At 74.0% G+C, this 26,448-nt stretch carries 20 protein-coding genes and 1 pseudogene; 3 read left to right on the top strand and 18 right to left on the bottom strand.

Going from position 1 to position 26,448, the window contains the following annotated elements; all coding sequences use genetic code 11:
• The first annotated feature begins 161 nt into the window (after positions 1-161).
• Positions 162-966, top strand: a pseudogene (locus tag QPK52_RS07030) (methyltransferase domain-containing protein).
• Positions 967-1,123: 157 nt separating this feature from the next.
• Here the strand turns inward: QPK52_RS07030 and ffh are convergent.
• The 5 genes from ffh to QPK52_RS07055 form a co-directional block, all read right to left on the bottom strand.
• Positions 1,124-2,674, bottom strand: a complete 1,551-nt coding sequence (ffh, locus tag QPK52_RS07035; RefSeq protein ID WP_410536206.1) for a signal recognition particle protein — start codon at positions 2,672-2,674, stop codon at positions 1,124-1,126.
• Positions 2,675-2,750: 76 nt separating this feature from the next.
• Complete coding sequence (locus tag QPK52_RS07040; RefSeq protein WP_410536208.1) at positions 2,751-5,207, bottom strand: [protein-PII] uridylyltransferase; 2,457 nt, start codon at positions 5,205-5,207, stop codon at positions 2,751-2,753.
• Positions 5,208-5,229: 22 nt separating this feature from the next.
• Complete coding sequence (locus tag QPK52_RS07045) at positions 5,230-5,568, bottom strand: P-II family nitrogen regulator (protein ID WP_093662123.1); 339 nt, start codon at positions 5,566-5,568, stop codon at positions 5,230-5,232.
• Positions 5,565-6,860: an ammonium transporter gene (locus tag QPK52_RS07050; protein ID WP_410536210.1), complete on the bottom strand. Its 1,296-nt coding sequence runs from the start codon at positions 6,858-6,860 to the stop codon at positions 5,565-5,567. The genes QPK52_RS07045 and QPK52_RS07050 overlap by 4 nt, the downstream gene beginning before the upstream one ends.
• 347 nt (positions 6,861-7,207) lie before the next feature.
• On the bottom strand, positions 7,208-8,731 hold the full coding sequence (locus QPK52_RS07055) for a hypothetical protein (RefSeq protein WP_410536212.1): 1,524 nt from the start codon (positions 8,729-8,731) through the stop codon (positions 7,208-7,210).
• A 381-nt stretch (positions 8,732-9,112) separates the two neighbouring features.
• Here QPK52_RS07055 and QPK52_RS07060 point away from each other — a divergent pair, with 381 nt between their 5' ends.
• Positions 9,113-9,802: a bifunctional DNA primase/polymerase gene (locus tag QPK52_RS07060; protein WP_410536213.1), complete on the top strand. Its 690-nt coding sequence runs from the start codon at positions 9,113-9,115 to the stop codon at positions 9,800-9,802.
• 106 nt (positions 9,803-9,908) lie between these two features.
• On the opposite strand, the gene ftsY is transcribed toward QPK52_RS07060, so the two are convergent.
• From ftsY to QPK52_RS07085, 5 genes are all read right to left on the bottom strand, one after another.
• Complete coding sequence (gene ftsY / locus QPK52_RS07065; protein ID WP_410536215.1) at positions 9,909-11,150, bottom strand: signal recognition particle-docking protein FtsY; 1,242 nt, start codon at positions 11,148-11,150, stop codon at positions 9,909-9,911.
• Positions 11,151-11,339: 189 nt separating this feature from the next.
• Positions 11,340-12,773 carry a sugar porter family MFS transporter gene (locus QPK52_RS07070; RefSeq protein WP_410536217.1) on the bottom strand — a complete coding sequence of 478 codons (1,434 nt, stop codon included), beginning with the start codon at positions 12,771-12,773 and terminating at the stop codon, positions 11,340-11,342.
• Positions 12,774-13,011: 238 nt separating this feature from the next.
• Complete coding sequence (gene smc, locus QPK52_RS07075) at positions 13,012-16,578, bottom strand: chromosome segregation protein SMC (protein WP_410536219.1); 3,567 nt, start codon at positions 16,576-16,578, stop codon at positions 13,012-13,014.
• Between the two features lie 178 nt (positions 16,579-16,756).
• Complete coding sequence (locus QPK52_RS07080; RefSeq protein ID WP_093662111.1) at positions 16,757-16,966, bottom strand: hypothetical protein; 210 nt, start codon at positions 16,964-16,966, stop codon at positions 16,757-16,759.
• Between the two features lie 283 nt (positions 16,967-17,249).
• The gene (locus QPK52_RS07085) at positions 17,250-17,567 is read right to left on the bottom strand and encodes an acylphosphatase (RefSeq protein ID WP_410536221.1); all 318 of its coding nucleotides are present in this window, start codon (positions 17,565-17,567) and stop codon (positions 17,250-17,252) included.
• A 172-nt stretch (positions 17,568-17,739) separates the two neighbouring features.
• On the opposite strand from QPK52_RS07085, the gene QPK52_RS07090 reads away from it, so the two are divergent.
• Positions 17,740-18,678: a CAP domain-containing protein gene (locus QPK52_RS07090; RefSeq protein ID WP_410536223.1), complete on the top strand. Its 939-nt coding sequence runs from the start codon at positions 17,740-17,742 to the stop codon at positions 18,676-18,678.
• 55 nt (positions 18,679-18,733) lie between these two features.
• Here the strand turns inward: QPK52_RS07090 and mutM are convergent, their stop codons facing one another.
• From mutM to recG, 8 genes are all read right to left on the bottom strand, one after another.
• Complete coding sequence (mutM, locus tag QPK52_RS07095; protein WP_410536225.1) at positions 18,734-19,594, bottom strand: bifunctional DNA-formamidopyrimidine glycosylase/DNA-(apurinic or apyrimidinic site) lyase; 861 nt, start codon at positions 19,592-19,594, stop codon at positions 18,734-18,736.
• Positions 19,595-19,721: 127 nt separating this feature from the next.
• Positions 19,722-20,522 carry a ribonuclease III gene (gene rnc, locus QPK52_RS07100; RefSeq protein WP_410536227.1) on the bottom strand — a complete coding sequence of 267 codons (801 nt, stop codon included), beginning with the start codon at positions 20,520-20,522 and terminating at the stop codon, positions 19,722-19,724.
• A gap of 19 nt (positions 20,523-20,541) precedes the next feature.
• Positions 20,542-20,715, bottom strand: coding sequence for a 50S ribosomal protein L32 (rpmF, locus tag QPK52_RS07105; protein WP_031508259.1), 174 nt, complete (start codon positions 20,713-20,715; stop codon positions 20,542-20,544).
• 2 nt (positions 20,716-20,717) lie between these two features.
• Positions 20,718-21,377 (bottom strand): YceD family protein, encoded by a 660-nt coding sequence (locus tag QPK52_RS07110; protein ID WP_410536229.1) that lies wholly within the window; start codon positions 21,375-21,377, stop codon positions 20,718-20,720.
• 172 nt (positions 21,378-21,549) lie between these two features.
• Positions 21,550-22,698 carry a cell division initiation protein gene (locus tag QPK52_RS07115; RefSeq protein WP_410536231.1) on the bottom strand — a complete coding sequence of 383 codons (1,149 nt, stop codon included), beginning with the start codon at positions 22,696-22,698 and terminating at the stop codon, positions 21,550-21,552.
• A 156-nt stretch (positions 22,699-22,854) separates the two neighbouring features.
• Complete coding sequence (gene coaD / locus QPK52_RS07120) at positions 22,855-23,364, bottom strand: pantetheine-phosphate adenylyltransferase (RefSeq protein ID WP_093662100.1); 510 nt, start codon at positions 23,362-23,364, stop codon at positions 22,855-22,857.
• Entirely contained in the window at positions 23,361-23,954 is a 594-nt protein-coding gene (gene rsmD / locus QPK52_RS07125; protein ID WP_410536233.1) for a 16S rRNA (guanine(966)-N(2))-methyltransferase RsmD, read from the bottom strand. Before rsmD ends, coaD begins: the two co-directional genes overlap by 4 nt.
• Before the next feature lie 147 nt (positions 23,955-24,101).
• Positions 24,102-26,390, bottom strand: a complete 2,289-nt coding sequence (gene recG / locus QPK52_RS07130) for an ATP-dependent DNA helicase RecG (RefSeq protein ID WP_410536235.1) — start codon at positions 26,388-26,390, stop codon at positions 24,102-24,104.
• Positions 26,391-26,448: the final 58 nt, after the last annotated feature.

Here is a 26,448-nt window from a genome sequence, read left to right on the forward strand (position 1 = left end):
AGGAGTGCGCGCGGGCAAGCGCGGGTGGAAACACCCCGGCGCCCCTCTGGACTCGGGGACAGATGCGCAGTTCCCTGGCTTTCGGGGACTTCAGGACCTCTCGGGGGACGAGACGGCGGCCGGTTATCCGGCGATCCTTCCATCGGAATGGGGATGTTGCGATGGCACCCACGCTCGCACAGCGGCACCTCCCGCGGCCCGCCCGGGACTGGGCGGAGATTCAGGAACGGATGCTGGTTCCGCTCTACGAGGCGGTATACGAGCGGTTCGAGGTCGGACGGCACTCCCATGTGCTGGGTCTGGGCTGCGGCTCGGGCCTGGCGCTGGTGATGGCGGCGGCCCGGGGCGCGACCGTCACGGGGACGGACACCGACGAGGCACGCCTGGAGCTGGCCCGGCAGCGGCTGCTGCCGGAGCCGCAGTGGGGCGCGCGGCACTGGACCGCGCGGGTGCTGCCGGGCGGGCCGGACGGCGGACCGGACGGCGCGGCCCTGCGCGAGGGGCCGCCCCCGACGCTGGTGACCGCCTTCGACGCCCTGCCCGACGCCGCCGTGCTCGCCCGGGTGGCCCAGGCGGCCGGCCGGGGCGTGCCGGTGGTGCTGGCGGGCTGGGGGCCGAGCGGTGCGCCGCGGCCCCGCGCTGCGGGTGGCCCAGCGCCTGGCCGAGCCGGAGCGCGCGGCGGGCCGGTGCTGGCGGCCGGGCGGCCGGGACGATCTGGAGGACCTGGCGCGGCGGGCCGGGCTGCGCCCCGACGGCTCGGGCCGGGTGGCGTGCCCCTTCGGCTACGCCGATCTGGACAGCGCGGTGCGCGGGCTGGTCTCGACCGGTCTGTACGACGCGGCCGTCCGGGCGACGGACGAGGAGCAGGTCGCCAAGGAACTGGCCGAGGCGCTGCGCCCGCACGTACGGCCGGACGGCACCGTGTGGATGCAGAACCTGTTCCGCTACGTGGTCGCCATGACCTGAGGGTGCCGCCGACCGCGGGCGGGCCGGGCGGGCGGCGAACGCGCGGAGGGGCGGCGCCGGGCCCTTCACGGTCCCGGCGCCGCCCCTCCGCGCGCGTGCTGCCCGCCCGGCCCGCCCGGCCCGCCCGGCCGTACGGGCGGCCCGCGTCACCGGCCGGTCACTTGGGCGGGAGCATGTCCTTGAACTCCTGGGGCAGCTCGAAGTCCTCCGGCCCCTGGCCGCCGGGCAGCCCGAAGGCGCCGCCCTGGCCCGCGGCGCGGCGCTCGGCCACGGCCTGCTCCTCGGCCTTGCGCTTCATCGGGTTGCCCGAGCGCTGCTTGCCCCTGGCCTTCTTCTGCTGCTTGCCCTTCTTCCGGGCAGCGCCGCCCATCCCCGGCATGCCCGGCATCCCCGGCATGCCGCCGCCCTGGGCCATGCGGGACATCATCTTGCGGGCCTCGAAGAAGCGCTCCACGAGGTTCTTCACCGCACTGACGTCCACGCCGGAGCCGCGGGCGATACGGGCCCGCCGCGAGCCGTTGATGATCGTGGGGTCGGTGCGCTCGGCCGGGGTCATCGACTTGATGATCGCGGCGGTGCGGTCCACGTCGCGCTCGTCGATGTCGTTGATCTGCTCCCGGATCTGCCCCATGCCGGGCATCATCCCCAGCAGCTTGGAGATGGAGCCCATCTTGCGGACCTGCTCCATCTGGGCCAGGAAGTCGTCGAGGGTGAACTCCTTGGGGCCCTTGGCCAGCTTGGCGGCCATCTGCTCGGCCTCTTGCCGGCTGAAGGTCTGCTCGGCCTTCTCGATGAGGCTGAGGACGTCGCCCATGCCCAGGATGCGGGACGCCATGCGGTCCGGGTGGAACGCGTCGAAGTCGTCCAGCTTCTCGCCGTTGGAGGCGAACATGATCTGGCGGCCGGTGACGTGCGCGATCGACAGGGCCGCGCCGCCGCGGGCGTCGCCGTCGAGCTTGGAGAGCACCACGCCGTCGAAGCCGACGCCGTCGCGGAACGCCTCGGCGGTGTTGACCGCGTCCTGGCCGATCATGGCGTCGACGACGAAGAGGGTCTCGTCGGGGCGGACGGCGTCGCGGATGTCGGCGGCCTGCCGCATCATCTCGGCGTCGATGCCCAGACGGCCGGCGGTGTCGACGACGACGACGTCGTACTGCTTGGCGCGGGCGTACTCGATGGAGTCCTCGGCGACCTTCACCGGGTCGCCGACGCCGTTGCCCGGCTCGGGCGCGTAGATGCCCACGCCCGCGCGTTCGGCGACGACGGTGAGCTGGTTGACGGCGTTGGGGCGCTGCAGGTCGCAGGCGACCAGCAGCGGGGTGTGGCCCTGCGCCTTGAGCCAGCGGCCCAGCTTGCCCGCGAGCGTGGTCTTGCCCGCGCCCTGCAGACCGGCGAGCATGATCACCGTCGGCGGGTTCTTGGCGAACCGCAGACGGCGGGTCTCGCCTCCGAGGATGCCGATCAGCTCCTCGTTGACGATCTTGATGACCTGCTGGGCCGGGTTCAGGGCCTTGGAGACCTCGGCGCCGAGGGCGCGCTCCTTGACCTGCTTGATGAAGGCCCGCACCACGGGCAGTGCGACATCCGCCTCCAGCAGGGCGATACGGATCTCGCGCGCCGTGGCGTCGATGTCCGCCTCGCTCAGACGGCCCTTGCCCCTGAGGTTCTTGAACGTCGCTGTGAGGCGATCGGAGAGAGTGTCGAACACGTCGGTCGCGGATCCTTCGCGTTGGTGGCGGTGTCGGCGGTCGACCTCCAAGAGTATCCGCCCGTCCGCGGTCCGGTCAGCCGCCCAGGGCCCGCTCCAGTTCCGCCGCGAGGCAGGCGGCCTCGCGCGGCGGCAGCGGGGCGCCGTCGGGTCCGGTGACGTAGAAGGCGTCCACCGCGTTGGCGCCCAGGGTGCCGACGCGGGCGCTGCGCACGGTGACGCCGGCGTCCTCCAGGGCCCGTCCGATGCGGTACAGCAGCCCCGGGGCGTCCTGGGCGCGCACCTCGATGACCGTCGCCAGCCGTGACCCGGCCGGGGCGACGGTCACCTTCGGCGGCGGGGCACCGGCTCCGCGCCGGCGGGCGCGGCCCAGGTGGGCCCGCTCGCGCTCGGCGAGCCGGGCGGGGATGTCCAGCGAGCCCTCCAGGGCGCGCGCCAGGTCGGCGCGGAGCCGGGCGGCCTGCGGCAGCGGTCCGTACTCGGCGGCCACCCGCCAGCTCAGCAGCAGCACCCGTCCCTCGCCGAGCGGGTCGACGGTGCGCAGGTCGGCGGCGCGTACGGTCAGCCGGTGCAGGGCCAGTACGCCGGCCGCGGCGGGCAGTACGCCGGGCTGATCGGGCAGGGCGACGAGCAGTTCGGCGCCCACCGGCTCCGGGCCCGTGCCCCCCTCGGCAGGGCCCGCCCGGCCGGTCCGGTCGGCCAGGTCCGCCCCGGCCGGGGTCTCGGCCCGGGCGCGCAGGGAGAGCACCGGCCCGCCGGTGCGCCGCGCCTCCGCGGCCAGCCGTTCGGTCCCGGCGGCGGGCCGGGAGGCGGGACGCTCCCGCTCCCCCACCGCCTCCGCGGTCCCTGCCGCCTCCCCCGCCAGCACCGCGCCGGTCCGTCTCACCAGATCGGCCACGAGTCCCGCGCGCCAGGCCGACCAGGCCGCGGGCCCGGTGGCCAGGGCGTCGGCCTCGGTGAGCGCGTGCAGCAGCTCCAGGGTCCCGGCGCCTCCGACGGCATCGGCCACGGTGCGTACGGTGGCCGGGTCGTCCAGGTCGCGCCGGGTGGCGGTCTCGGCCAGCAGCAGATGGTGGCGTACGACGGTGGCCAGGGTCGCGGTGTCGGCGGCGTCGAAGCCCATCCGGGCGGCCATGCCGCGCACGGCGGCCTCGCCCGCGACGCTGTGGTCGCCGGGCCGCCCCTTGCCGATGTCGTGCAGCAGCGCGGCGACCAGCAGCAGGTCGGGACGGCGCACGCGGCGGACGTAAGCGCCGGCCCGTACCGCGGTCTCGATCAGGTGGCGGTCGACGGTCCAGCGGTGCACGGGGTTGCGCTGCGGGCGGCAGCGCACCCATTCCCACTCGGGCAGCCAGGCGGTGACCAGGCCTTCCGCCTCCAGCGCCTCCCACACCCCGACGGCGGCCTCGCCCGCCCCCAGGAGGGTGGCGAACTCCTCGCGGGCCTCGGCCGGCCAGGGCACCGGAAGCGGCGGGGCCACGGCGGCCAGCCTCCGCAGGGCGGGGCGCGACGGCGGCAGCCCGGCCTGGGCGGCCGCCGCCGCGGCGCGCAGCGGCAGTACGGGGTCGCGCTCGGGGCGCGCGGTCCGGGCGAGCACCACCTCGCCGTCCTGCACGACGACGCCCTCGGCCAGCGGGGTGCGCGTCCGCCGCCCGCGCCCCGGGCGGAGCCGGCGGGCGCCCAGCACCCGGTCGACCTCGCGCCAGGTGACGTCGCAGGCGTAGGAGATCACCCGGGCCGCCTCGTAGACGCGGCGCAGCAGTGCGTCCGCGTCCGGCAGGGCGAGTGCGGCGGCGATCTGGTCCTGGTCCTGGAGGGCGAGCCGGTCGGTGGCGCGGCCGGTGCCCAGGTGGAGGGCGTCGCGTACGTCGAGGAGGGTGCGGTGGGCCTCGTCCAGCCCTTCGCGGGGCGCGTCGGCCAGCCAGGAGGCGGCCACCGCGCGCAGGGCGGTGGCGTCGCGCAGGCCGCCGCGGGCCTCCTTCAGATCGGGTTCGAGGAGGAAGCGCAGCTCGCCGTGGCGGTGGGCGCGCTCCCGGACCGCCTCGCGCAGCTCGGGCAGCAGCCGGTGGGCGCCGGTGCGCCAGCGGGCGAGCATCCGGGTGCGCAGGGCGGCGGTGATCTCCGGGTCTCCGGCGACGTGCCGGGCGTCGAGCAGCCCGAGCTGCACCCTGAGGTCGCCGGCCGCGGCCCGTTCGGCCTCGCCCGGGGTGCGCACCGAGTGGTCCAGGGCGATCCCCAGGTCCCACACGGGGTACCAGAGGCGGTCGGCGAGGGCGGCGACCTCGCGCGTGTCGCGGCCGGTGTGCAGCAGCAGCAGGTCCAGATCGCTGCGCGGGGAGAGTTCCCCGCGGCCGTAGCCGCCGACGGCCACGAGCGCGACCCCCTCGCCCGCGCCGCCCAGGAGCGAGGCGAGCCAGGCGTCGGTGAGGTCGGACAGGGCCCGGCGGCGCGGCGGCCCGGGCCGCACCTCCCGGTCCAGGAGGCGCAGCCGGGCCGCCGCGTAGTTGCCGGGGTCGCCGGATCCCGTGGTCACGCGGTCTCCCGCTCCGGCCGGCTCACAGCGCGTCCGGGCCGCGCTCGCCGGTGCGCACGCGCACCGCCGTCTCGACGGGGACGCTCCAGACCTTGCCGTCGCCGATCTTGCCGGTCCGGGCGGCCTTGACGACCACGTCGAGGAGCTGCTCGGCGTCCTCGTCCTCGACCAGGACCTCGACGCGGACCTTGGGGACCAGGTCGACGGTGTACTCGGCGCCGCGGTACACCTCGGTGTGGCCGCGCTGCCGGCCGTACCCGCTGGCCTCGGTGACGGTCAGTCCCTGGACGCCGAACGCCTGCAGGGCGTCCTTGACCTCGTCGAGTCGGTGCGGCTTGATGACTGCGGTGATGAGCTTCACGCGTCCACCTTCTTGTCGGTCTCCTTCGCGGACGGCGAAGCCGTCGCGCTGTCGTTGTGGCCTCCCGCGGCGCCGCGGGAGGCGGGCGAGCCGCCCACCGCGCTGAAGTCGTACGCGGTCTCGGCGTGGTACGCCTGGTCCAGCCCGGCGGTCTCGTCGTCCTCGCTCGCCCGGAAGCCGACGACCGCGTCGACCAGCTTGGCGAGGACCCAGGAGACCACGAAGGAGAAGGCCATCACCGAGAAGGCCCCGGCGGCCTGCTTGCCGAGCTGGGTGAGGCCGCCCACGCCGTCCGTGGCCAGGACGCCGACCAGCAGGGTGCCGATGACGCCGCCGACGAGGTGGACTCCGACGACGTCCAGGGAGTCGTCATAGCCGAGCCTGTACTTCAGGCTGACGGCCCAGGAGCAGACCAGGCCGGCCACCAGGCCGATGACGATCGCGCCGACGGCGTTCACGTGCGCGCCGGCGGGGGTGATGGCGACCAGGCCCGCGACGGCTCCGGAGGCGGCGCCCAGGGTGGTGAAGGCACCGTGCCGGATCCGCTCGTACAGCAGCCAGCCCAGGATGGCGGCGGCGGTGGCGACCTGCGTGTTCAGGGCCATGGTGGCCGCGGTGCCGTTCGCGCCCAGCGCGGAGCCGGCGTTGAAGCCGAACCAGCCGAACCACAGCAGGGCGGCGCCCAGGACCACCAGCGGGAGGCTGTGGGGCCGCATGGGCTCCCTCTTGAAACCGATGCGCCTGCCGACCACCAGGACGGCCGCCAGGGCGCCGACCCCGGCGTTGATGTGGACGGCGGTGCCGCCGGCGAAGTCGATGACCTCCAGCTCGAACAGCCAGCCGCCCTCGGCCCACACCCAGTGCGCGACGGGGAAGTAGACGACCGTGGCCCACAGGGTGATGAACAGCGCCCAGGCGCTGAACTTCACGCGGTCGGCCAGGGCGCCGCTCATCAGGGCGGGCGTCAGAACGGCGAACATGAGCTGGAAGAGGACGAAGGCGAGGACCGGGATGCCCTCCTCACCGCCGGTCAGCGTCTCGACGTCGATGCCGCTGAGGCCGATGTGCTCGAAACCGCCGATCAGGCCGCCGGTGTCGGTGCCGAAGGCGAGCGAGTAGCCGTAGAGGACCCAGAGGACGCTCACGATGCCCAGGGAGATGAAGGACATCATGAGCATGTTCAGTGCGCTCTTGACCCGGACCATGCCGCCGTAGAAGAGGGCCAGGCCGGGTGTCATCAACATGACCAGCGCCGCGCTGATCAGTACGAAAGCGGTATCCGCGCCGTTCAATGTGGGCGTCTCCTCGCGTGCGCGACCCGTGGGGGCGGATCTGGGGGTCAGGATGAGCCACAGATTTCCGGAGCCCCGTTTCCGCCGATGCGGCGCGGCGTTTCACGGCCGTGACGAAGGCGCGCTCTCTGTTACGCCCGGATGAACACGCCCGCGGGCCGGAACCGCGCCGTCGCCGGCCCGGCTTCCCGCCGCCCGTGCGGCACACCGCCCTGAGCGGGCACGACGGCCGCGCCGGGCGGGCTCGGGGCGGCCCGGCCGGCGCGGTCGTATGACAACCCGGGGGACGTGCGGCGGGCGGCCGGGAAGGGCCGGTGGGACGGAGGACCGGTGGGGCGGAGGCCCGTTCAGCTCGCGAGGGCGGTCTCGCCCTCGGGCAGCTCGTCGGCGAGCCGCTCGGTGAGCTCGGCGACCTCCGCGACGTGCCCGAACTCGCGGGCGGCCGTGGCCACGGTCTTGCGGATGCGGTTGTCGACCCGTTCCGAACGGAGACGTTTCGCCACCCCCAGCGCCCGGCCGGTCATCTCGGCGCACTGCTCGGGTTCGCGCTGCAGCAGATGGACCGTGGCCATGCCGACGAGGTTGAGCGCGTAGGAGCGCTGGTGGCCCCTGCCGCCGCCGCACTCGCGGCCGAACAGCTCCACGGCCCGCCGCATCGCCGGCTGCGCGAGTGAGAGGTAGGCGGGGCTGCGGCCCGCCACATAGGCGAGGTCGCGGTAGGAGTGGGCGTTCTCGGCGTGCAGCTCGGCCTCGGAGAAGAAGCCGATCCAGTCCGGGTCGGCGTCCCCCTCGGTGGCCTCGGCGAAGGTCTCCTCGGCCATCCTCACCGCCCGGTGGCACTTGTCGGGCCGGCCCATGTTGGCGTACGCCCGCGCCTCCACCGCGTGGAGCATGGCCTGAGTGCGGGGGGTGGCGTCCTCCCGGCCGCCGTACTGCGCGAGGTGGACCAGTTCCAGCGCGTCCTCGGGCCGGCCCAGGTGGATCATCTGGCGGCCCATGTCGGACAGCACGTACGCGCCCAGCGGCCGGTCGCCGGCCTCCTTGGCCGCGTGCAGGGCGAGGACGAAGTACTTCTGCGCGGTCGGCTGGAGCCCGACGTCGTAGCTCATCCAGCCGGCCAGCTCCGCCAGCTCGGCGGTGACGCGGAACAGCCGCCGCCGCACCGGCTCGGCGTGGTGCTCCTGGAGGAGGTCGGTGACCTCGTGGAGCTGGCCGACGACGGCCTTGCGCCGCAGCCCGCCGCCGCACTGGGCGTCCCACTGGCGGAACATCACGATCGTCTGCTCCAGCAGTTCCAGCTCCGGGTCCGACAGCCGGTGGTCGCCCCGTGCTCCGGGACCCCGGGCAGGGGCCGGCGGCGCGCCGGGGAAGCGCTCGCCGGGGGCCGGTACGGCAGGGGCGGGCACCAGCCAGCGCTGCATCGGCTCGATCAGCGCGGGACCGGCGGCCATGCCCAGGGAGGTGCCGAGGAAGCCACGCCGGGCCAGCATCAGGTCGCTGCGCGAGAACTCGCTGATCATCGCCACGGTCTGCGGCCCCGTCCAGGGCAGGTCCACGCCCCCGTCGGAGGCCGTCTGGCGGGCGGCGCGCAACCCCAGGTCCTCGACGGCGACCACACAGCCGAAGCGCTCGGAGAACAGCTCGGAGAGGATGCGCGGAATCGGCTCGCGGGGCTGCTCGCCGTCGAGCCAGCGGCGCACCCGGGATGTGTCGGTGCTGATGTGGTGCGCGCCCGTCCGGCGTGCGCGGCGGTTCACCTGCCGGGCCAGCTCGCCCTTGGACCAGCCGCTGCGCGCGAACCACGAGGCGAGCTGTCCGTTCGGGCGCCTCCCGGCGGTGCCGACCCCGCCGCTGCTGCCGTTGCCGCCCACTGGAACGCCCCCATCCCGGCCCGTACGCGTCCTGTCCCCGGATGCCGTCTCGGCATGCCTCTGGCATAGGCGCACGTCGGACGTCTTCCGTGTATCTGTGTCGCCGTGTGAACCGAAAGTAATCCTACGATCACTGACGCGGCGAGTGAAATTGCAAAACCGCCACCATTCGCCACCCCTTCGGGTGAACCCAAGCAGCGCCCGGCGCGGTTCACTTGACCCAGGGCGGCCACAACCGGTTGAAGCGATGCACACCGGGGCGCGCGAAGACCGGCGCACCCCTCACACAGATCCCGTCGACCCGCTTCGACCCGGACCGCCCGGCGTCGCTCTGTGCGACGGTTTCGTAACCGAAAGCACGCGGGACCCGTTGGAGGGGGCATGGGCTTCACAATCGGCAGCATCCGCGAGATCCGGGAGCTCCGGGAGTTGCGGTCCGGCACCCGGCGCCGGGGCCGCGCCCCGGTGTGCACGGCGGTGGCCGAGTACACCGGTCTGTGGGGCTGGGACGTGGTCCCGGGTGCGCGCGCCACTCGCGTCGGCGGCCGGACCGAGTGCTCCTGCGGCGCCCCGCGGTGCCCCTCCCCCGGCGCCCATCCCCTGGACGAGTCGCTCCTGGTCCCGGCCGGCGCGACGCTGGACGAGGCCACCGCGGCCTGGGAGCGGGTCCCCGGCGCGGCCCTGCTGCTGCCGGTGGGCCGCGCCTTCGACGTCATCGAGGTCCCCGAGTCCGCCGGGCGCCGCGCGCTGGCCCGGCTGGAGCGGATGGGGCTGCCGCTGGGGCCGGTCGCCGTCGCCCCGCACGGCCGCGCCTGGTTCTTCGTGGCCACCGGCGCCGCGGCCGGCCTGCCCCGCCTGCTGTACCGGACGGGCTGGGACGACGCCGTACTGGACCTGCGCGGCCTCGGCCCGGGCGACCACGTCACCGCTCCGCCCTCCGACCTCGGCGGGCTCGGCCCGGTCCGGTGGCTGCGGCCGCCCACCCTGGAGGGGGCGGGCCGTCCCCCGCAGGCCAGGCTGCTGCTGGGCACCCTGGCTTACGTCTGCCACCGCGAACTGCCCGGCTCCTGAACCCTCCGGGCCCTCCGGCGCCTCCGGCGCGTGAGCCCGGGGCCGGGCCCCGCCGCGGCCCCGGCCGTACGCGGCGGGGCGTCCCCCGGTGTCCTTCCCGGGTTCGTCAGTCGCCGATCAGGGCGTCGACGAACGCCTCCGGCTCGAACGGCGCGAGGTCGTCCGCCCCCTCGCCCAGGCCGACGAGCTTGACCGGGACGTTCAGCTCGCGCTGGACGGCGATGACGATGCCGCCCTTGGCCGTGCCGTCGAGCTTGGTGAGCACGATGCCGGTGATGTCCACGACCTCGGCGAAGACCCGGGCCTGGATCAGGCCGTTCTGGCCGGTGGTGGCGTCCAGGACGAGCAGGACCTCGTCGACCGGGCCGTGCTTCTCCACCACGCGCTTGACCTTGCCCAGCTCGTCCATCAGGCCGGTCTTGGTGTGCAGCCGCCCCGCGGTGTCGATGAGCACCACGTCCGCGCTCTCGCCGATGCCCTCCTTGACCGCGTCGAAGGCGACCGACGCCGGGTCGCCGCCCTCGGGGCCGCGCACGGTGCGGGCGCCGACGCGCTCGCCCCAGGTCTGGAGCTGGTCGGCGGCGGCGGCACGGAAGGTGTCGGCGGCGCCGAGCACGACCGACCTGCCGTCGGCGACCAGGACGCGGGCGAGCTTGCCGGTGGTGGTGGTCTTGCCGGTGCCGTTGACGCCGACGACCAGCACCACGCCCGGCCGCACCACGCCCCCGGAGGACACTCCGCCCTCGGTGTGGACGGTGCGGTCCAGGTCGGTGCCGATCAGGGCCAGCAGCTCCTCGCGCAGCAGCGCGCGCAGCTCGGCGGGGCTGCGGGTGCCCAGCACCCTCACCCGCTCGCGCAGCCGCTCCACCAGCTCCTGGGTGGGGGCGACGCCGACGTCGGCGGTGAGCAGGGTGTCCTCGATCTCCTCCCAGGTGTCCTCGTCGAGGTGGTCGCGGGAGAGCAGGGTGAGCAGGCCGCGGCCCAGGGTGTTCTGGGAGCGCGACAGGCGCTCGCGCAGCCGCACCAGGCGCCCGGCGGTGGGCGCGGGCACCTCGATCCCGGGTGCCTCGGGCTGCGGGGGCGCGGGGGGCGCGGCAGCCTCCGCGTCCGTCGCCCCGACCGGGGGCCGCGGCAGCTCGACCTCTTCGATGGTGCGGCGTTCCTCCGCGCGGGGAGGCCCGGCCTCCTCGCCGACCTGCGGTTCGGTCGGGGGCGGGGTGATGGTCGGAGGCGGGGCGGAGCGGTCCAGCCGCGGCGTCTTCTTCTTGCGGACGCCGGTGACCACCAGTCCGCCGATCGCCACGACGGCGACCACGGCGATGACGACAGCGAGAATGAGGATGTCCATGGTTCCCTAGAGAGTTACCTGCGTCACGGGCAGGGCCTGCCCGTGACGCAGAGCCGTTCGGGCCGAGCGAGAAGCTCCTTCGGAGCCGGAGTCACAACGCGTCCCAGTATCGGCCAAGAACGCGGACGAGCGCCGTTCCGGCCCGTGGGGCGGGCCGGAACGGCGCTCGTCTCGGCGGGCACGGGCGGGTCAGCCCATCTCCTCCAGCGCCCTGCCCCTGGTCTCCGGCACGAACTTGAGGACGAACGGGATCGAGAGGGCCGCGAAGACGGTGTAGATGACGTACGCGCCCGACAGGTTCCAGTCCGACAGGCTCGGGAAGGTGACGGTGATCAGCCAGTTCGCCACCCACTGGGCCCCGGCGGCGATGCCGAGGGCGGCGGCGCGGATGCGGTTGGGGAACATCTCGCCGAGCATCACCCAGACCACCACGCCCCAGGAGAGGGCGAAGAAGAGCACGAAGGCGTGCGCGGCGACGAGCGCGACCGTGCCCTGGACGTCGGGCAGGGTGATGTCGTCGCCGGTGCCGCTCTTGTAGGAGAAGGCCCAGGCCGCGGCGCCGAGGGAGAGCGCCATGCCCGCGGAGCCGGTCAGGGCCAGCGGCCTGCGGCCGATCCGGTCCACCAGGAGCATCGCGATCACCGTGCCGACGATGTTGATGATCGAGGTGGTGAAGGAGTAGAAGAACGAGCTGCCGGGGTCGATGCCGACCGACTGCCACAGCGAGGCGCTGTAGTAGAAGATCACGTTGATGCCGACCAGCTGCTGGAACAGCGACAGGCCGATGCCGACCCAGACGACGGGCAGCAGGCCGAAGCGTCCTCCCAGCAGGTCCCGCAGGCTCGGCCTGCGCTCGCCGCGCATGCGCTCGCGAATCTCGGCGATCCTGGCGTCCAGGTCGCTCCCCTCCGCCTCGACGCCCGCGAGGACGGTCCTGGCCTCGTCCGTACGTCCCTGGGCGACGAGGTGGCGCGGGGACTCGGGTATGCGCAGGGTCAGCAGTCCGTACAGCAGGGCGGGGACGACCTCGATGCCGAGCATGAGCTGCCAGGCCTCGACGCCCAGCAGGCTGCCGCGCTGCTCGCCGCCGGCGAGGTTGAGCACGCCCCAGTTGACCAGCTGGGACACAGCTATGCCCAGCACGATCGCGGCCTGCTGGAAGGATGCGAGCCGGCCGCGGTACTCGGCCGGGGCGACCTCCGCGATGTAGGCGGGCGCGATCACCGAGGCCATGCCGATGGCGACGCCGCCCAGGGTCCGCCAGAAGGCCAGGTCCCACATGGTGAAGGGGAGCATGGAGCCGACGGCGCTGAGGGCGAAGAGCGCCGCGGCGATCTGCATCACCCGGATGCGGCCGATCCGGTCGGCGAGCCGGCCCGCGGTGGCGGCGCCGATCGCGGCGCCGATCAGGGCTGCGGCGATGATCTGCGCGAGCACGCCGGAGGCGATGTCGAATCTGCCCCGGATGCCCTCGACCGCTCCGTTGATGACGGAGCTGTCGTAGCCGAAGAGGAAGCCCCCCATCGCCGCCGCGATGGCGATGAAGACGACGTGTCTGAGGTGCTGGGTCCGTCCGGCCGGGGCGTCCGGTCCGTCCGGCCTCACCTGCGCGGTGCTGGTCACGGTGTGTACTCCTGCGGTCCCCGGCGGCGTTGCCGGGTGGGGTGCCAAGTGGTTGCCGCCTTTTACCCGGCACGCACAACTGCATGCCGCCGTTTGAAGGCATGGCCGACCATGCAGAGACTATTCCTTCAAAAGTTGAAGTCAATAGATGAGAGATAACCGAAACAGCCCCGAGCTGTAACGTTTTTCGTTCGGAAAGTGAAGCAGGAGTGAAGACCCAGGCCGCCCCTGGGGAAGCTCAGCGGAGCCGCTGGCTGATGACCTTCGACACCCCGTCGCCCTGCATCGAGACGCCGTAGAGGGCGTCGGCGACCTCCATGGTCCGCTTCTGGTGGGTGATCACGATGAGCTGGGAGCTCTCCTGGAGCTCCTTCATGATCCCGATCAGCCGCTGGAGGTTGGTGTCGTCCAGCGCCGCCTCGACCTCGTCCATGACGTAGAACGGGCTGGGGCGCGCCTTGAAGATCGACACCAGCAGCGCCACGGCCGTCAGCGAGCGTTCGCCTCCCGACAGCAGCGACAGCCGCTTGACCTTCTTCCCCGGCGGCCGGGCCTCGACGTCCACGCCCGTGGTGAGCATGTTCTCCGGGTCGGTGAGGACCAGCCGCCCCTCGCCGCCGGGGAACAGCCGCGAGAAGACGCCCTCGAACTCGCGGGCCGTGTCGCGGTACGCCTCGGTGAAGACCTGCTCGACCCGCTCGTCCACCTCCCTGACCACCTGCAGCAGGTCCGCGCGGGTCTTCTTCAGGTCCTCCAGCTGCTCGCTGAGGAAGCGGTGCCGCTCCTCCAGGGCCGCGAACTCCTCCAGCGCCAGCGGGTTCACCTTGCCCAGCTGCCGGTACGCCCGCTCGGCCGCCCGCAGCCGCTTCTCCTGCTCGGCGCGGACGAAGGGGACCGGACGGTTGCGCGGGTGACCGGGATCCTCGGGCAGCTCCTCCCCCTCGGCGGGCGGCGACGGCGGCACCGGCTGGTCGGGGCCGTACTCGCGGACCAGCACGGCCGGCTCCACGCCCAGCTCCTCCAGGGACCTGGTCTCCAGCTGCTCGATCCGCAGCCGCTTCTCGGCGCCCAGCACCTCGCCGCGGTGCACGGAGTCGGTGAGCTTGTCCAGCTCCTCCTTCAGCTGCCGGCCCCGGTCGCGCTCGGCAGCCAGCTCGCGCTCCCGTCCGGCCTTGGCGCTCCGGGCGGCCTCCCGCTCCTCCTCGGCCCGCGCCAGCGACACCTCCACGTGCGCCAGCAGCTGCCGGGCGCCGGAGGCGACGGCCGAGGCCACCTCCCGCTCGTGCCGCAGCCGGGCACGGCGGCGCTCCGCGCGCGCCCGCGCCTCCCGTTCGGCGCGCGCCGCCCGGTCCAGGGAGTCCGCCCGCCCGGCGAGCCCCTTGACCCTCTCCTCGTGGGTGCGCACCTGGAGGCGGGCCTCCATCTCCGTCTGCCGGGCGTTGGCGCCGTCGGCGGCCAGCCGGTCGCGCACCGAGGTGTCCGGCTCCTCCTCGCCCGGCTGCTCCTCGGCCACCGCCAGCCGTTCGGCCAGCACCTCGGCCTCCTCGCGGGCCCGCGCCAGCGCCTCCTCGGCCTTCGCCACGGCCGCCGCCGCGCGCTCGGCCTCCCCCTGCGCGGCCCGCGCCTGCCCGCCCAGCCGCCCGAGCCGGCCGGCGACCTGCGACCTCTCCCTGTCGGCCGCGCTGCGCCGCGCCCCCAGTTCCTCGACCCGGGCGGCGCACTCGCGCCGCCGCTCCCGGGCCCTCTCCCGGTCCCCGGCCAGCGCCTCGCACCGGCCGTCCAGTTCGGCCAGCTCGGCGGTGGCCTCGTCCACCGACGCCCGTACCTCCAGCAACGACGGCGCCCCGGCGGAACCGCCCTGCGCGAAGTGGGCGCCGAGCAGGTCGCCCTCGGCGGTGACGGCGGTCAGCTCAGGGCGCTCGGCCACCAGCTCCACCGCGTCCCGCAGGGCGCCGACCACCACCACGCCGCGCAGCAGCCGCCGCAGGGCGGGCAGCAGGACCTCCGGGCCCGACACCAGTTCCGCGGCCCACCGCGCACCGGGTACGTCCAGGGCTCCGGGGGGCTCCTCCCGCGGTGCGCCCCCGAGCACCAGCGCCGCGCGGCCGGCATCCTGCCCGCGCAGCAGGCGCAGCGCGTCGGCGGCCGCGGCCGGGCCGTCCACGGCGACGGCGTCCGCGGCCGAGCCGAGGGCGGCGGCGACGGGCACTTCGAAGCCGGGGGTGACGGTGAGGAGTTCGGCGGCCGGGCCGAGCAGTCCGGTGAGCCGGTCGCCGGCGCCGAGGAGGGCCCCGGTGCCGTCCTTGCGGCGCAGTCCCAGGGACAGGGCGTCGCGGCGGGCGGCGGTCGCCGCGCGTTCCCGCTCGGCGGCCGACAGCGCCTCGCCGGCCGCGCTCAGTTCCGCCTCGGCCTCGGCCAGTTCACCTCTGGCCGCCTCGTGCTCCCCGGCCAGCTCGGCGTCCCCCGCCTCCAGCCCGTCGACCTCGGCCCGCAGCGCCTCGTACTCCTCCCGGGCCGCCGCCGCGCGCTCGGCCGCCTCGTCCCGGGCGGTGGCCAGCCGGTCGATCTCGGCCTGCGCGGAGGCGGCCCGGCCGCGGGCGGCGGTGACCTGGCCGTGCAGCCGGGCCAGCCCCTCACGGCGGTCGGCGATGGCGCGGGCGGCGTCCTTCAGCCGCCGCTCCTCGTCGGCCAGGGCCCGCTCCAGCTCCGCGCGGTGCGCGACGGTGTCCTCCAGCGCCCGGCTCGCCGCCTCCAGCGCGGCCCTCAGCTCCGCCTCCTGCTCCCGGACCCGGGCCGCCTCACGCTCCATGTCCTCCGGATCGCGCCCCGGACGCTCCTCGACGGGCTCCGCGGACGCGCTGCGGACCCGGGCGTCGGCCAGGCTCACGGTGCCGCGCACCCGCTCGGCGAGCTGCGACAGCTCGTACCAGGTCTGCTGCGCCTGCTCCAGCCGCGGGGACAGCTCCCTGACCTGCTGCTCCAGCGCGGCCTCCCGCCGCAGCGCCTCCCCGAGACCGGCCTCCACCGACTCCTTCCGCTCCTTGAGCGCCGCCTCGTCGGCCAGTTCGGCCTTCAGCGCCGCGCGCAGGGCCACCAGGTCGTCGGCCAGCAGCCGCAGCCGGGCGTCGCGCAGATCGGCCTGGATCACCGCGGCCCGGCGGGCGACGGCCGCCTGCCGTCCCAGCGGCTTGAGCTGGCGGCGCAGTTCGTCGGTGAGGTCCTGGACGCGGGCGAGGTTGGCCTGCATCGCGTCCAGTTTCCGCAGCGCCTTCTCCTTGCGCTTGCGGTGCTTGAGGACGCCGGCGGCCTCCTCGATGAAGGCCCGGCGGCCGGTCGGGTCGGCGTGCAGGACGGAGTCGAGCTGGCCCTGTCCGACGATGACGTGCATCTCGCGGCCGATGCCGGAGTCCGACAGCAGTTCCTGGATGTCCAGCAGCCGGCAGGTGTCGCCGTTGATCTGGTACTCGCTGCCGCCGTTGCGGAACATGATCCGCGTGATGGTGACCTCGGCGTACTCGATGGGCAGGGCGCCGTCGGAGTTGTCGATGGTCAGGGAGACCTCGGCGCGGCCGAGCGGGGGGCGGCCCGAAGGGCCCGCCGTCCCGGCGAAGATGACGTCCTCCATCTTGCCGCCGCGCAGCGACTTGGCGCCCTGCTCGCCCATCACCCACGACAGGGCGTCAACGACGTTGGACTTGCCGGAGCCGTTGGGGCCCACCACGCAGGTGATGCCCGGCTCGAAGCGCAGCGTCGTGGCCGAGGCGAAGGACTTGAACCCGCGCAGGGTCAGGCTCTTGAGGTGCACGTATCCGGACTTTACCCCCAGGTGTCGGTTTCAGGACCGAAGCGAGTTTCACCGCTGAACGGGTGGGGCACATCACACGGTAAGCGCCACAGCTCCGGCCGGAAACGACGAAGGGACGCCGAAGCGTCCCTTGCAGTTTTCTCCAGCGGCCTGGCGCTGCGTTCCCCGGACCGGAAGGTCAGGTGAGCGCAGGCTCCGCCTTGGATACGTCGATGCTCTCCAGCAACGAGTCGCCGTGCCGTGCAGCGGCGGCCGACAGCGCGTCGTTCTCCGCCTGGATCCGTACCAGCTCGGATTCCAGGTCCTGAACACGCTGCTGCAGCCGTCGCATCTCGGCGAGGACTCGGGGGTCGGAACCGCCGACGTAACCGAGAAGCGCCTTTGCCATGATGGATGGTCCTCCACACTGAGTGACCGACCGGAACGGTGGTGGGTCGTGAGGGATTCGCACCCGCGGTTGCCGTTCGGCCTTCATTCCGAAGGCAGAACAGCTGCGGTGCGCGGGGCTTCCAGAGTCTCACCAAAACTTTTGGCGGTCAACACGATCACGCCACGCGCCCCGGCGGCCTTGACTCGACGGCACTCAATCTGCCGGAGGGCTCGCGGGGTCCTGTGGGGGTGACGCTGGCCGCAGCCTTGCACGTCACGCGGTGAAAGGCAACCACTTTGGATCATCGGATCGCGAAGCCCTCGTAGCCCCCGCGCGGGGGACCCCAGATCTCGGTCACACCTTCGACCCGCCCCGGCGTATCACCCGTTCGGAGCCACTCCAGCAGCAGTTCGCAGCGATCGCGCGGCCCTTCGGCGACCACCTGGACCCGGCCGTCGCCGAGATTGAGCGCAAAACCCTCCAGACCGCCGATCCGCAGCGCGCCGGCCCGGGTGAACCAGCGGAAACCGACCCCCTGCACCTGCCCGCGCACCCAGGCCGTCATCCGCACGGTCTCCCCGGCCGCGCCTTCGCCGGCGCCCTCCGTCCTCGTACCCATGGGCGCACGCTATCCGGACGCGCACCGCCCCACGCGCCCCGCCCTCTCCTTCCGCTCCCGTGTTTCCACCGTTCCCTCCTGCGCCTCTCATCGATGCCGTACAGTCACGCCGCAACGGGACTCACTCTTTCGAGTGACACAAGTGACGCCGATCACGTGAGGACTGCAGCAGATGGGACGCCACCGCCGTGCCGAACCGGTTCCAGCACCGGCCCCCGTCACCCCCGGCCGCCGCGCGGCGGTCGGGCGCCACCGCAGCCCGCACCGCAAGCGGAGCGCGGCCCCCGTCCGCACCGGTCTCCTCGGAGCATCGGCCGCGATGGCGATGGGCGCCGTGGCGGTGGCCTCGGGGCTGCTGCCCGGCCCGAGCGGCGACTACACCGTCGGCGGGTTCGCCTCCCCCTCCGGAGTGGCCCCGGGCAACCTGCGGGACCTGCAGACCCAGGGCGCGGCGACACCGGCCCCGGACGACCGCGGCGACGCTTCCGCCGCGGGCCGCGGCGACGGCCGTGCCGCTTCCCCCGGCGCGGAGCCCTCACACGGCCGCGAGTCGAAGAAGCCGGAGGCCACGCCCTCGGAGAAGGCGGCCGAGCCGACCCCGCCGCGCGGCAGTACGCCCCCGGCCGGCGAGACCGGCGCGGGCGACGTCTTCCGCAAGCCCTCCGGCACGCCCGGCGAGCCCTCCGCCTCCTCCCGCAAACCCACCGCACCCGGCCTCCCCTCCCTCGACGAGGAGACGGCCGCCGAGGCGGAGGTGCTGAGACTGGTCAACCTGGAACGGGCCGAGGCCGGTTGCCAGCCGGTCACCGCCGACCCCGAACTCGCCGAACTGGCCGGGGAGTTCAGCCAGGACATGGCCACCCGGGGCTTCTTCTCCCACACCAGCCCCAACGGCGACACCCCCTGGGACCGGGCCGAGGCGGCGGGCATCGACAACCTCGGCGGCGAGAACATAGCCCGCGGCCAGGCCGACGCCCGGGCGGTGATGGACGCCTGGATGGACAGCCCCGGCCACCGCGCCAACATCCTCAACTGCGACTACCGGACCCTGGGCGTGGGCGCGCACTTCGCCGAGGGCGGCCCCTGGTGGACGCAGAACTTCGGCTTCTGAGCGGCTTCCCGCCAGGACTCGGGCACCCGCCGCCCCGTCCGGCGGCGGGCGGTGCTCAGCGCACCGGGCGGGGCGGGCGCTGGCAGCGCGGGCAGAAGTAGCTGGAGCGGTTCATCCAGGGGCTGCGGCGCATCGGGGCGGCGCATCGGCGGCAGGGCAGGCCCTCGCGGCCGTAGGCGTCCAGGGAGCGTTCGAAGTAGCCCGACTCCCCGTTGACGTTGACGTAGAGGCTGTCGAAGCTGGTGCCGCCGACGGCTAGGGCCGCGTTCATCACGTCGCGGACGTGGCCGAGGAGTTCGGCGGTGCGCGGACGTGTGAGGGTGGCGGTGGGGCGGTCGTAGTGCAGCCGGGAACGCCACAGCGCCTCGTCCGCGTAGATGTTGCCGACCCCGCTGATCAGGGACTGGTCGAGCAGCGCCCGCTTGAGCGTGCTGCGGCGGCGGCGCAGGGCGGCGTGGAAGGCCGCCTCGTCGAAGGCCGGGTCCAGCGGGTCGCGGGCGATGTGGGCTATGACGTCGGGCAGGCCGTCCTCCGTGGTGGCGTGCAGCGACAGCCCGCCGAAGGTCCGCTGGTCGACGAAGCGCAGTTCGGTCCCCTCGGTGTCGGCGAAGCGGACGCGGACGCGCAGGTGCTTCTCGTCGGGGGCGTCCTGTGGCTGGACGAGCAGCTGCCCGCTCATGCCGAGGTGGGCCAGGACGCACTGGCCGGTGCCCTCCAGCGGCAGCCACAGGTACTTGCCGCGGCGCAGGGGGGCGCCGACGCGCGCTCCGCGCAGCCGGCCGGCGAAGTCCTCCGCTCCGGCGAGGTGGCGACGGATCGCGCGGGGGTGCAGCACCTCGGCCGCGGCGATGGTGCGGCCGCCGACCCAGCGCTCGAGTCCGCGCCGGACGACCTCGACCTCGGGCAGCTCTGGCAACGACGGCTCCTCGTCGACGTGGATCCCGCGTCAGCGGGGGCGGGATGGGGTCACTGGTGGAACGACGCGCCCACCCGCCCGGATTCCGGGCGGGTGGGCGGAAGGTGCGGGGCAGGCTCCGGACCGGTCAGGAAACCTTCTCGGCCGCCTGGCCGTCCCGCTGCTCTGCGGCGGCCCGGATCGCGCGCCAGGCGGCCTCCGCCGCCTGCTGCTCGGCCTCCTTCTTGCTGCGGCCGGTGCCGGTGCCGTACGCGACACCACCGACGCGGGCGGCAGCCGTGAAGGTCTTCTCGTGGTCGGGGCCGGTCTCGCTGACCAGGTACTCCGGAACGCCCAGCCCCTCGGCCGCGGTCAGTTCCTGGAGGCTGGTCTTCCAGTCCAGCCCGGCGCCGAGGTTGGAGGACTCCTCGATCAGGGGGTCGAAGAGCCGGTGCACCAGTTCGCTGGCCGCCTCCAGCCCCCGATCGAGGTAGACCGCGCCGATCACGGCCTCCAGGGTGTCGGCGAGGATCGACGCCTTGTCCCGGCCGCCGGTGCCCTCCTCGCCCCGGCCGAGCCGGATGAAGGCGCCCAGGTCGAGACCGCGGGCGACTCCGGCCAGCGCACGGGAGTTGACCACCGCCGCGCGCAGCTTGGCGAGCTGGCCCTCGGGCAGGTCGGGGTGGGTGCGGTAGAGGGTGTCGGTGACCACCAGGCCCAGCACGGAGTCCCCCAGGAACTCCAGGCGCTCGTTGGTGGGCAGGCCGCCGTTCTCGTACGCGTAGCTGCGGTGCGTCAGTGCACGCGTCAGAAGGGCGGACTCGAGTTGGTACCCGAGCCGCCCTTCCAGAAGCGTGTGGGACGAGGCCGCGTCCACCAGACCCGCCCTCTGCGCCGTTTCACCCCCGTCGTTGCGAGGGGAGTCTGCGGGCGTAGTGGCGTCTGACATGGAGCCCGTCACCAGCCGATCAGACCTCGAGGACCTGGCGGCGGTTGTAGGTGCCGCAGTTGGGGCAGGCGATGTGCTGCTGACGGGGCTCCTGGCAGCGCTCGCACTTCACCAGGGTCGGGACCGCAGCCTTCCACTGCGACCGGCGGTGGCGCGTGTTGCTGCGCGACATCTTCCGCTTCGGAACAGCCACGGCTATTTCTCCTGTGGATCGTCCCCGGCAGTGCGGGGTTCGTTGTCTTCGTCCTTCTCGCCGTCCCGCATGGAGCCGGCGAGTCCTTCGAGAGCCGCCCACCGGATGTCGACGGCCTCGTTGTGGTCGTGCCCGGGGTCGTCCGCGAGCCTCGCCCCGCAGCGGGGGCAGAGTCCGGGGCAGTCCTCCTGGCACACCGGCTGCAGCGGCAGTGACAGCACCACCGCGTCACGCAGCACGGGCTCGAGGTCGAGCAGGTCGCCCTCGAGTCGGAACGTCTCCTCGTCCTCGGCGTCGTCGCCGGTGTCCGCGAAACGGCTCCGGTCGTCGGCGTCGGGGTAGGAGAACATCTCCTGGAAGTCCGCCTCGCACTCCTGCTCCAGCGGCTCCAGACACCTTACGCACTCCCCCTTCAGCCGTGCACGGGCGGTGCCCGTGACGAGCACCCCTTCCATGACCGACTCCAGGCGGAGGTCGAGCTCCATGGGCGAACCCTGCGGCACCCCGATGACCTCGATGCCGAGGTCTGCGGGAGCCGGGACCGTCCGGGAGAACTCCTTGAGCGCACCCGGACGGCGCCCCAGCTCGCGCGTGTCCAGCACGAGGGGGGAACGGGGGTCGAGGGGGGCGTTCAGGGCTTCCTGCTTTCTACGGTCTGACACCGGCTGGCTCCGTTTTCCTGCGTTCTGGGCAGCCGAACGTCGCGGGCGGACCACGACCGAATGGCCAGGATACTGGACCGGCCGCCCCGGACCCAATCCGGGCCGACCGGACACGGCCGGGCCTGCGGGACACCGGCCCGGCGGGGTGCCGGGCCGGCACGGGCCGATACGGCTAGCGGCCCTGCTCGTACTGCCGCAGCCGCTCCATGTCGATCATGCTGGTGTCGAAGAAGCTGGTCTCGTCGAGCGCCGCGGGCTGCTGCGCCTGCTGCGGCTGGTACGGCGGCTGTCCGGGTTCCTGCCCCTGATGGTAGGCGTACGGGTCCTGCTGCGGCTGCCCGTACTGCTGCTGCGGATAGCCGTAACCGCCCTGCTGGACCTGCGGCTCGTACGCGGGCTGCTGCGGCGGGGACTGCTGCTGGTAGGCGTAGGGGTCCTGCTGCGGCTGCCCGTACTGCTGCTGCGGATAGCCGTAACCACCCTGCTGGTAGGCGTACGGATCCTGCTGGGGCTGCTGCGGCTGCGGCTCGTAGGACGGCTGCTGCGGCGGCTGCGCGGGAACCTGAGGCGCCTGCTGCGGCTGCTGCGCCTGCGGTGCGCCGGAGACGGCTGCGAGGTCAGCGAGGTAGTCGGCGTCGCTCTGCTGCCCGTGCTCGTCCTGGGCCGCCAGATGGGCACCGAGCTCGTCGACGGGCCGGTGGCCGGTGAGCTTCTGCCGGCCGCGTCCGACCGCCTCCAGAGTCTTGGTCAGCACCGCCTCGAAGGCCCGGAACTGGGCCTCCACATAGGCGTCGGCGCGCTCCCGCAGCTCGGCGGGGTCGGCGGAGCGCTCCGGGATGTCCTCGCCGTCCTCCTCGCCGTAGGGGTCGGCGCCCGGCTCCCGGCCCAGCAGCTTCTCCCGCCCCCGGTCGACCGAACCTATGGTCTTGCTGAGGACGACCTCGAAGTTGGCGAGCTTGCTGTCGACGTAGTCGTCGGCCTCGGCCCGGATCCCCTCGGCCTCCTGGCGCGCCTGGGCGAGGATGCGGTCGGCCTCCTCCTGCGCACGGCGGGCGATCTCGGTGCCGGAGACCAGCGAGCCGCGCTCGGCCTGGGCGGAGTCGATGATCCGCTGGGCCTCCCGCCGGGCCTCGGCGATCATCTGCTCCCGGTCGCCGATCAGCTCCTGGGCCTGGGCGAGCGAGCCGGGCAGCGCCTGCCGCACCTCCTCCAGCATCCCCAGCAGCTCCGCGCGGTTGACCACGCAGGAGGCCGACATGGGCATGGAGCGGGCGCCTTCGACCGCCGCGACGATGTCGTCGAGTTTCTGCTGTACGTCCACGGGAGCGACTGTACGGGCAGCGGCCGCCGGTGCGACAGCGGATGCGGGAACCGGTCCGGTGGCGGTCCCGCCCGGTCCCGCCCGGTCCCGTCCGGCCCCTCCGGCCCCCGGGACGGGCCGCGGCCGGGCGGGGCGCCGCAGGGGCGCCGGAGGCCGTCAGGGGCGGGACAGGCGCCCGCGCAGGGCCTGGAGCACCACCGGCGGCACCAGGTGGGAGACGTCGCCGCCCCAGGCCGCGACCTCCTTGACCAGGCTGGAGGAGAGGAAGCTGTAGGTCGGGTTGGTGGGCACGAACAGCGTCTCCACCCCGGAGAGCCCGTTGTTCATCTGGGCCATCTGCAGCTCGTAGTCGAAGTCGCTGACCGCCCGCAGGCCCTTGACGATGGCCGGGATGTCGCGCTGCTTGCAGAAGTCCACCAGCAGTCCGTGGAAGGCCTCGACGCGCACGTTGCCGTACTCGGCGGTGACCTGGTGGATCAGGTCGATGCGCTCCTCGACGGTGAACAGGCCCTGCTTGGACTTGTTGATCATCACCGCGACGTACACCTCGTCGTAGAGCCTGGAGGCGCGGGAGATGATGTCGAGGTGTCCGTTGGTGATGGGGTCGAAGGACCCCGGACAGACGGCGCGGCGCACTGGCGTTTCCTCGCTCTCCGTACGGGTCATGACGCGTCGGTGACCTCTTCGGCTTCTTCGGCGGCGCGACCGTACCAGAGCGTTCCCTCGCCGTAGCGGCGGGAGCGCAGCCCCTCGAAACCGGCGGGCCAGCGGAATTCGCCGCCCCTGGTGCTCCGTTCCACGGTGGCGAGGGCGCCGCCCGCGAGCCACCCCCCGGCGCGGAGTGTGAGAAGGATCTCGCGCAGCTCCCCGTCCCCGACGGCGTACGGCGGGTCGAGGAACACCGCGTCGTACGGCTCCCCGGGGGCCTGCGCGCGTATCACCTGCTCCGCGCGGCCGGCGCGCACCTCGGCGCCGGGCAGGCCGAGGCCGCGGACGTTCTGGCGGATGGTGCGCACGGCCCGGGCGTCGGACTCGACCAGCAGGACGTGGGCCGCGCCGCGCGAGAGGGCCTCCAGACCGACCGCGCCCGAACCCCCGTACAGGTCGAGCACCCGCAGGCCCGACAGCGGGCCGAGCAGCGACTCCCAGGTGGAGAACAGCCCCTCGCGCGCCCGGTCGGAGGTCGGCCGGGTGCCCTGGCCGGGCGGCACCGCCAGACGTCGTCCGCCGGCCGCTCCGGCGATCACGCGGGTCATCGCTTCACCGTCTCCAGGGTGCTCGGGGGCCGGGGTGCTCGGGCGGGGGCGCGGCGGGCCGCCGCCCCACCACGATAGGCGCGTGCCCGGGCCCCCGCCCCCGGCCCCCCGCGCGCGGCGGACGGGCGCCGGGCCCGCTGCTCCCCCTCAGCCCTTCTCCAGGTACTCCTCGCGCTCGGCGTCCAGCAGTGCCTCCAGCGCCGCGCGCAGCTCGGGCAGGCGCTCCAGCTCGGGGTCGGCGGCGACGATCGCCGTCGCCTTCTCCCGGGCGGCCGCGATGACCTCCTCGTCGTCGATGACGGCGAGCATCCGCAGGGAGGAACGGGTGCCGGACTGCGCCTGGCCCAGCACATCTCCCTCCCGGCGCTGCTCCAGGTCGATGCGGGACAGCTCGAAGCCGTCCAACGTCGCGGCGACCGCCCCCAGCCTGGCGCGGGCGGGGCTGCCCTCGGGGGCCTCGCTGACCAGCAGGCACAGCCCCGGCGCGCTGCCGCGCCCGACCCGGCCGCGCAACTGGTGGAGCTGGGAGACGCCGAAGCGGTCCGCGTCCATGATCACCATCACGGTGGCATTCGGCACGTTCACCCCGACCTCGATGACCGTCGTGGCGACCAGGACGTCCAGTTCTCCCGCGGCGAAGCGGCGCATCACCTCGTCCTTGGCGTCCGGCTGCATCCGGCCGTGCAGCGCGGCCACCCGCAGGCCCTTGAGCGGCCCGTCGGCGAGCTGCCCGGCGATGTCGAGGACGGCCAGCGGCGGACGGCGCTCGCCCCCCGCGTCGGCGCCCTCTCCGCCCTCGCCCCCCGTGCCGTCCCCGCCGCTTCCGTCACCCGCGCCGCCCGCGCCGTTCCGCCGGGTGCCCGCGGGCTCCTCCTCGTCGCCGATGCGCGGGCAGACCACGTAGGCCTGGTGTCCGGCCGATACCTCCTCGCGCACCCGCTCCCAGGCACGGGAGAGGAAGTGGGGTTTCTCGGCGGCGGGCACGACATGGCTGGCGATGGGCGAGCGCCCGGCCGGGAGCTGGTCCAGCACGGAGGTCTCCAGGTCGCCGAAGACCGTCATGGCGACCGTGCGCGGGATGGGGGTGGCGGTCATCACCAGCAGGTGCGGGGGCTGCTTCCCCTTGGAGCGCAGGGCGTCGCGCTGCTCGACGCCGAAGCGGTGCTGCTCGTCGACCACGACCAGGCCCAGGTCGTGGAAGCCCACCTTGTCCTCGATCAGGGCATGGGTGCCGATGACGATCCCGGCCTCGCCGGTGGCCAGGTCCAGCAGCGCCCGGCGGCGGGCGGCGGCCCCCATCGAGCCGGTGAGCAGCACCACCTTGGTGGCGTGCTCGGCGCCGCCGAGCATCCCGCCCTCGGCCAGCTCGCCCATCATCTCGGTGATCGAGCGGTGGTGCTGCTGGGCCAGCACCTCGGTGGGGGCGAGCATCGCGGCCTGCCCGCCGGCGTCCACCACCGCGAGCATGGCGCGCAGCGCCACCAGCGTCTTGCCGGAGCCGACCTCGCCCTGGAGCAGCCGGTGCATGGGGTGCTCGGTGGCCAGGTCGTCGAAGATCTCCCGGCTGACGGCCCGCTGGCCGTCGGTGAGGGTGAACGGCAGCCGGGCGTCGAAGGCGTCCAGCAGCCCGCCCTCGCGCGGCCTGCGCGCCACGGCCGGCAGCTGGCCCTCGGCCAGGCGGCGGCGGGCCAGTGCTACCTGGAGGACGAACGCCTCGTCCCACTTCAGCCGGGCCCGTGCCAGCTCCACGTCCGCCTTGGTGCGCGGCCGGTGGACCTTCTCCAGCGCCTCGGGCAGCGTGGGCAGGCCGCGTTCGGCGCGCAGGGCGGCGGGCAGCGGGTCGGCGACGCCCGCCCAGCCGGTGGCCAGCAGGGAGTCCACGACGGTGGCGACGGCCTTGGCGATCTTCCATGACTCCAGCTGCTTGCACGCCGGGTAGATCGGCATGAGCCTGCCCGCGAAGGCGTCCACCGCGTCCGCCCCGCTGCCGGCGCCCAGCAGCTCGTAGGCGGGGTGGGAGAGCTGGAGCTTCCGGTTGAACACACCGACCTTGCCCGCGAACATCCCCCGGCGGCCGGGCAGCAGTTCCTTGTGGTGGTGGTGGACGGCCCTGCCGAAGAAGACGAGCTGGAGGCGGCCGCTGCCGTCGGTGAGGGTGACCTCCAGGCGCTTGCCGCGGCCCTGGTTGAAGGTGAGCACCCGGGAGTCGGCGACCTGGGCCACGACGGTGACGTGCTCGTCCAGCGGCAGGTCGGCGAGCCGGGTCAGCTCACCGCGCTCGGCGTACCGCCGCGGGTAGTGGTGCAGCAGGTCGCCGACGGTGTGCAGGCCGAGGTGTTCGGCCATCACCTTCGCGGTGGTGCCGCCGAGCACCTTGCGCAGCGGTTCCGTCAGGGGATCTCGCGTGTTCTCTTCCAGCACGGGCACGTCCCCCATTGCACACCACGCCGCCGACAGTGCGGGTCACGCGACCCGTTCGACCCGCTCCCCCGCC

Origin of the sequence: Streptomyces sp. KL2 (assembly GCF_046529545.1) — a bacterium.
In the GTDB taxonomy this organism is placed as follows: domain Bacteria; phylum Actinomycetota; class Actinomycetes; order Streptomycetales; family Streptomycetaceae; genus Streptomyces; species Streptomyces radiopugnans.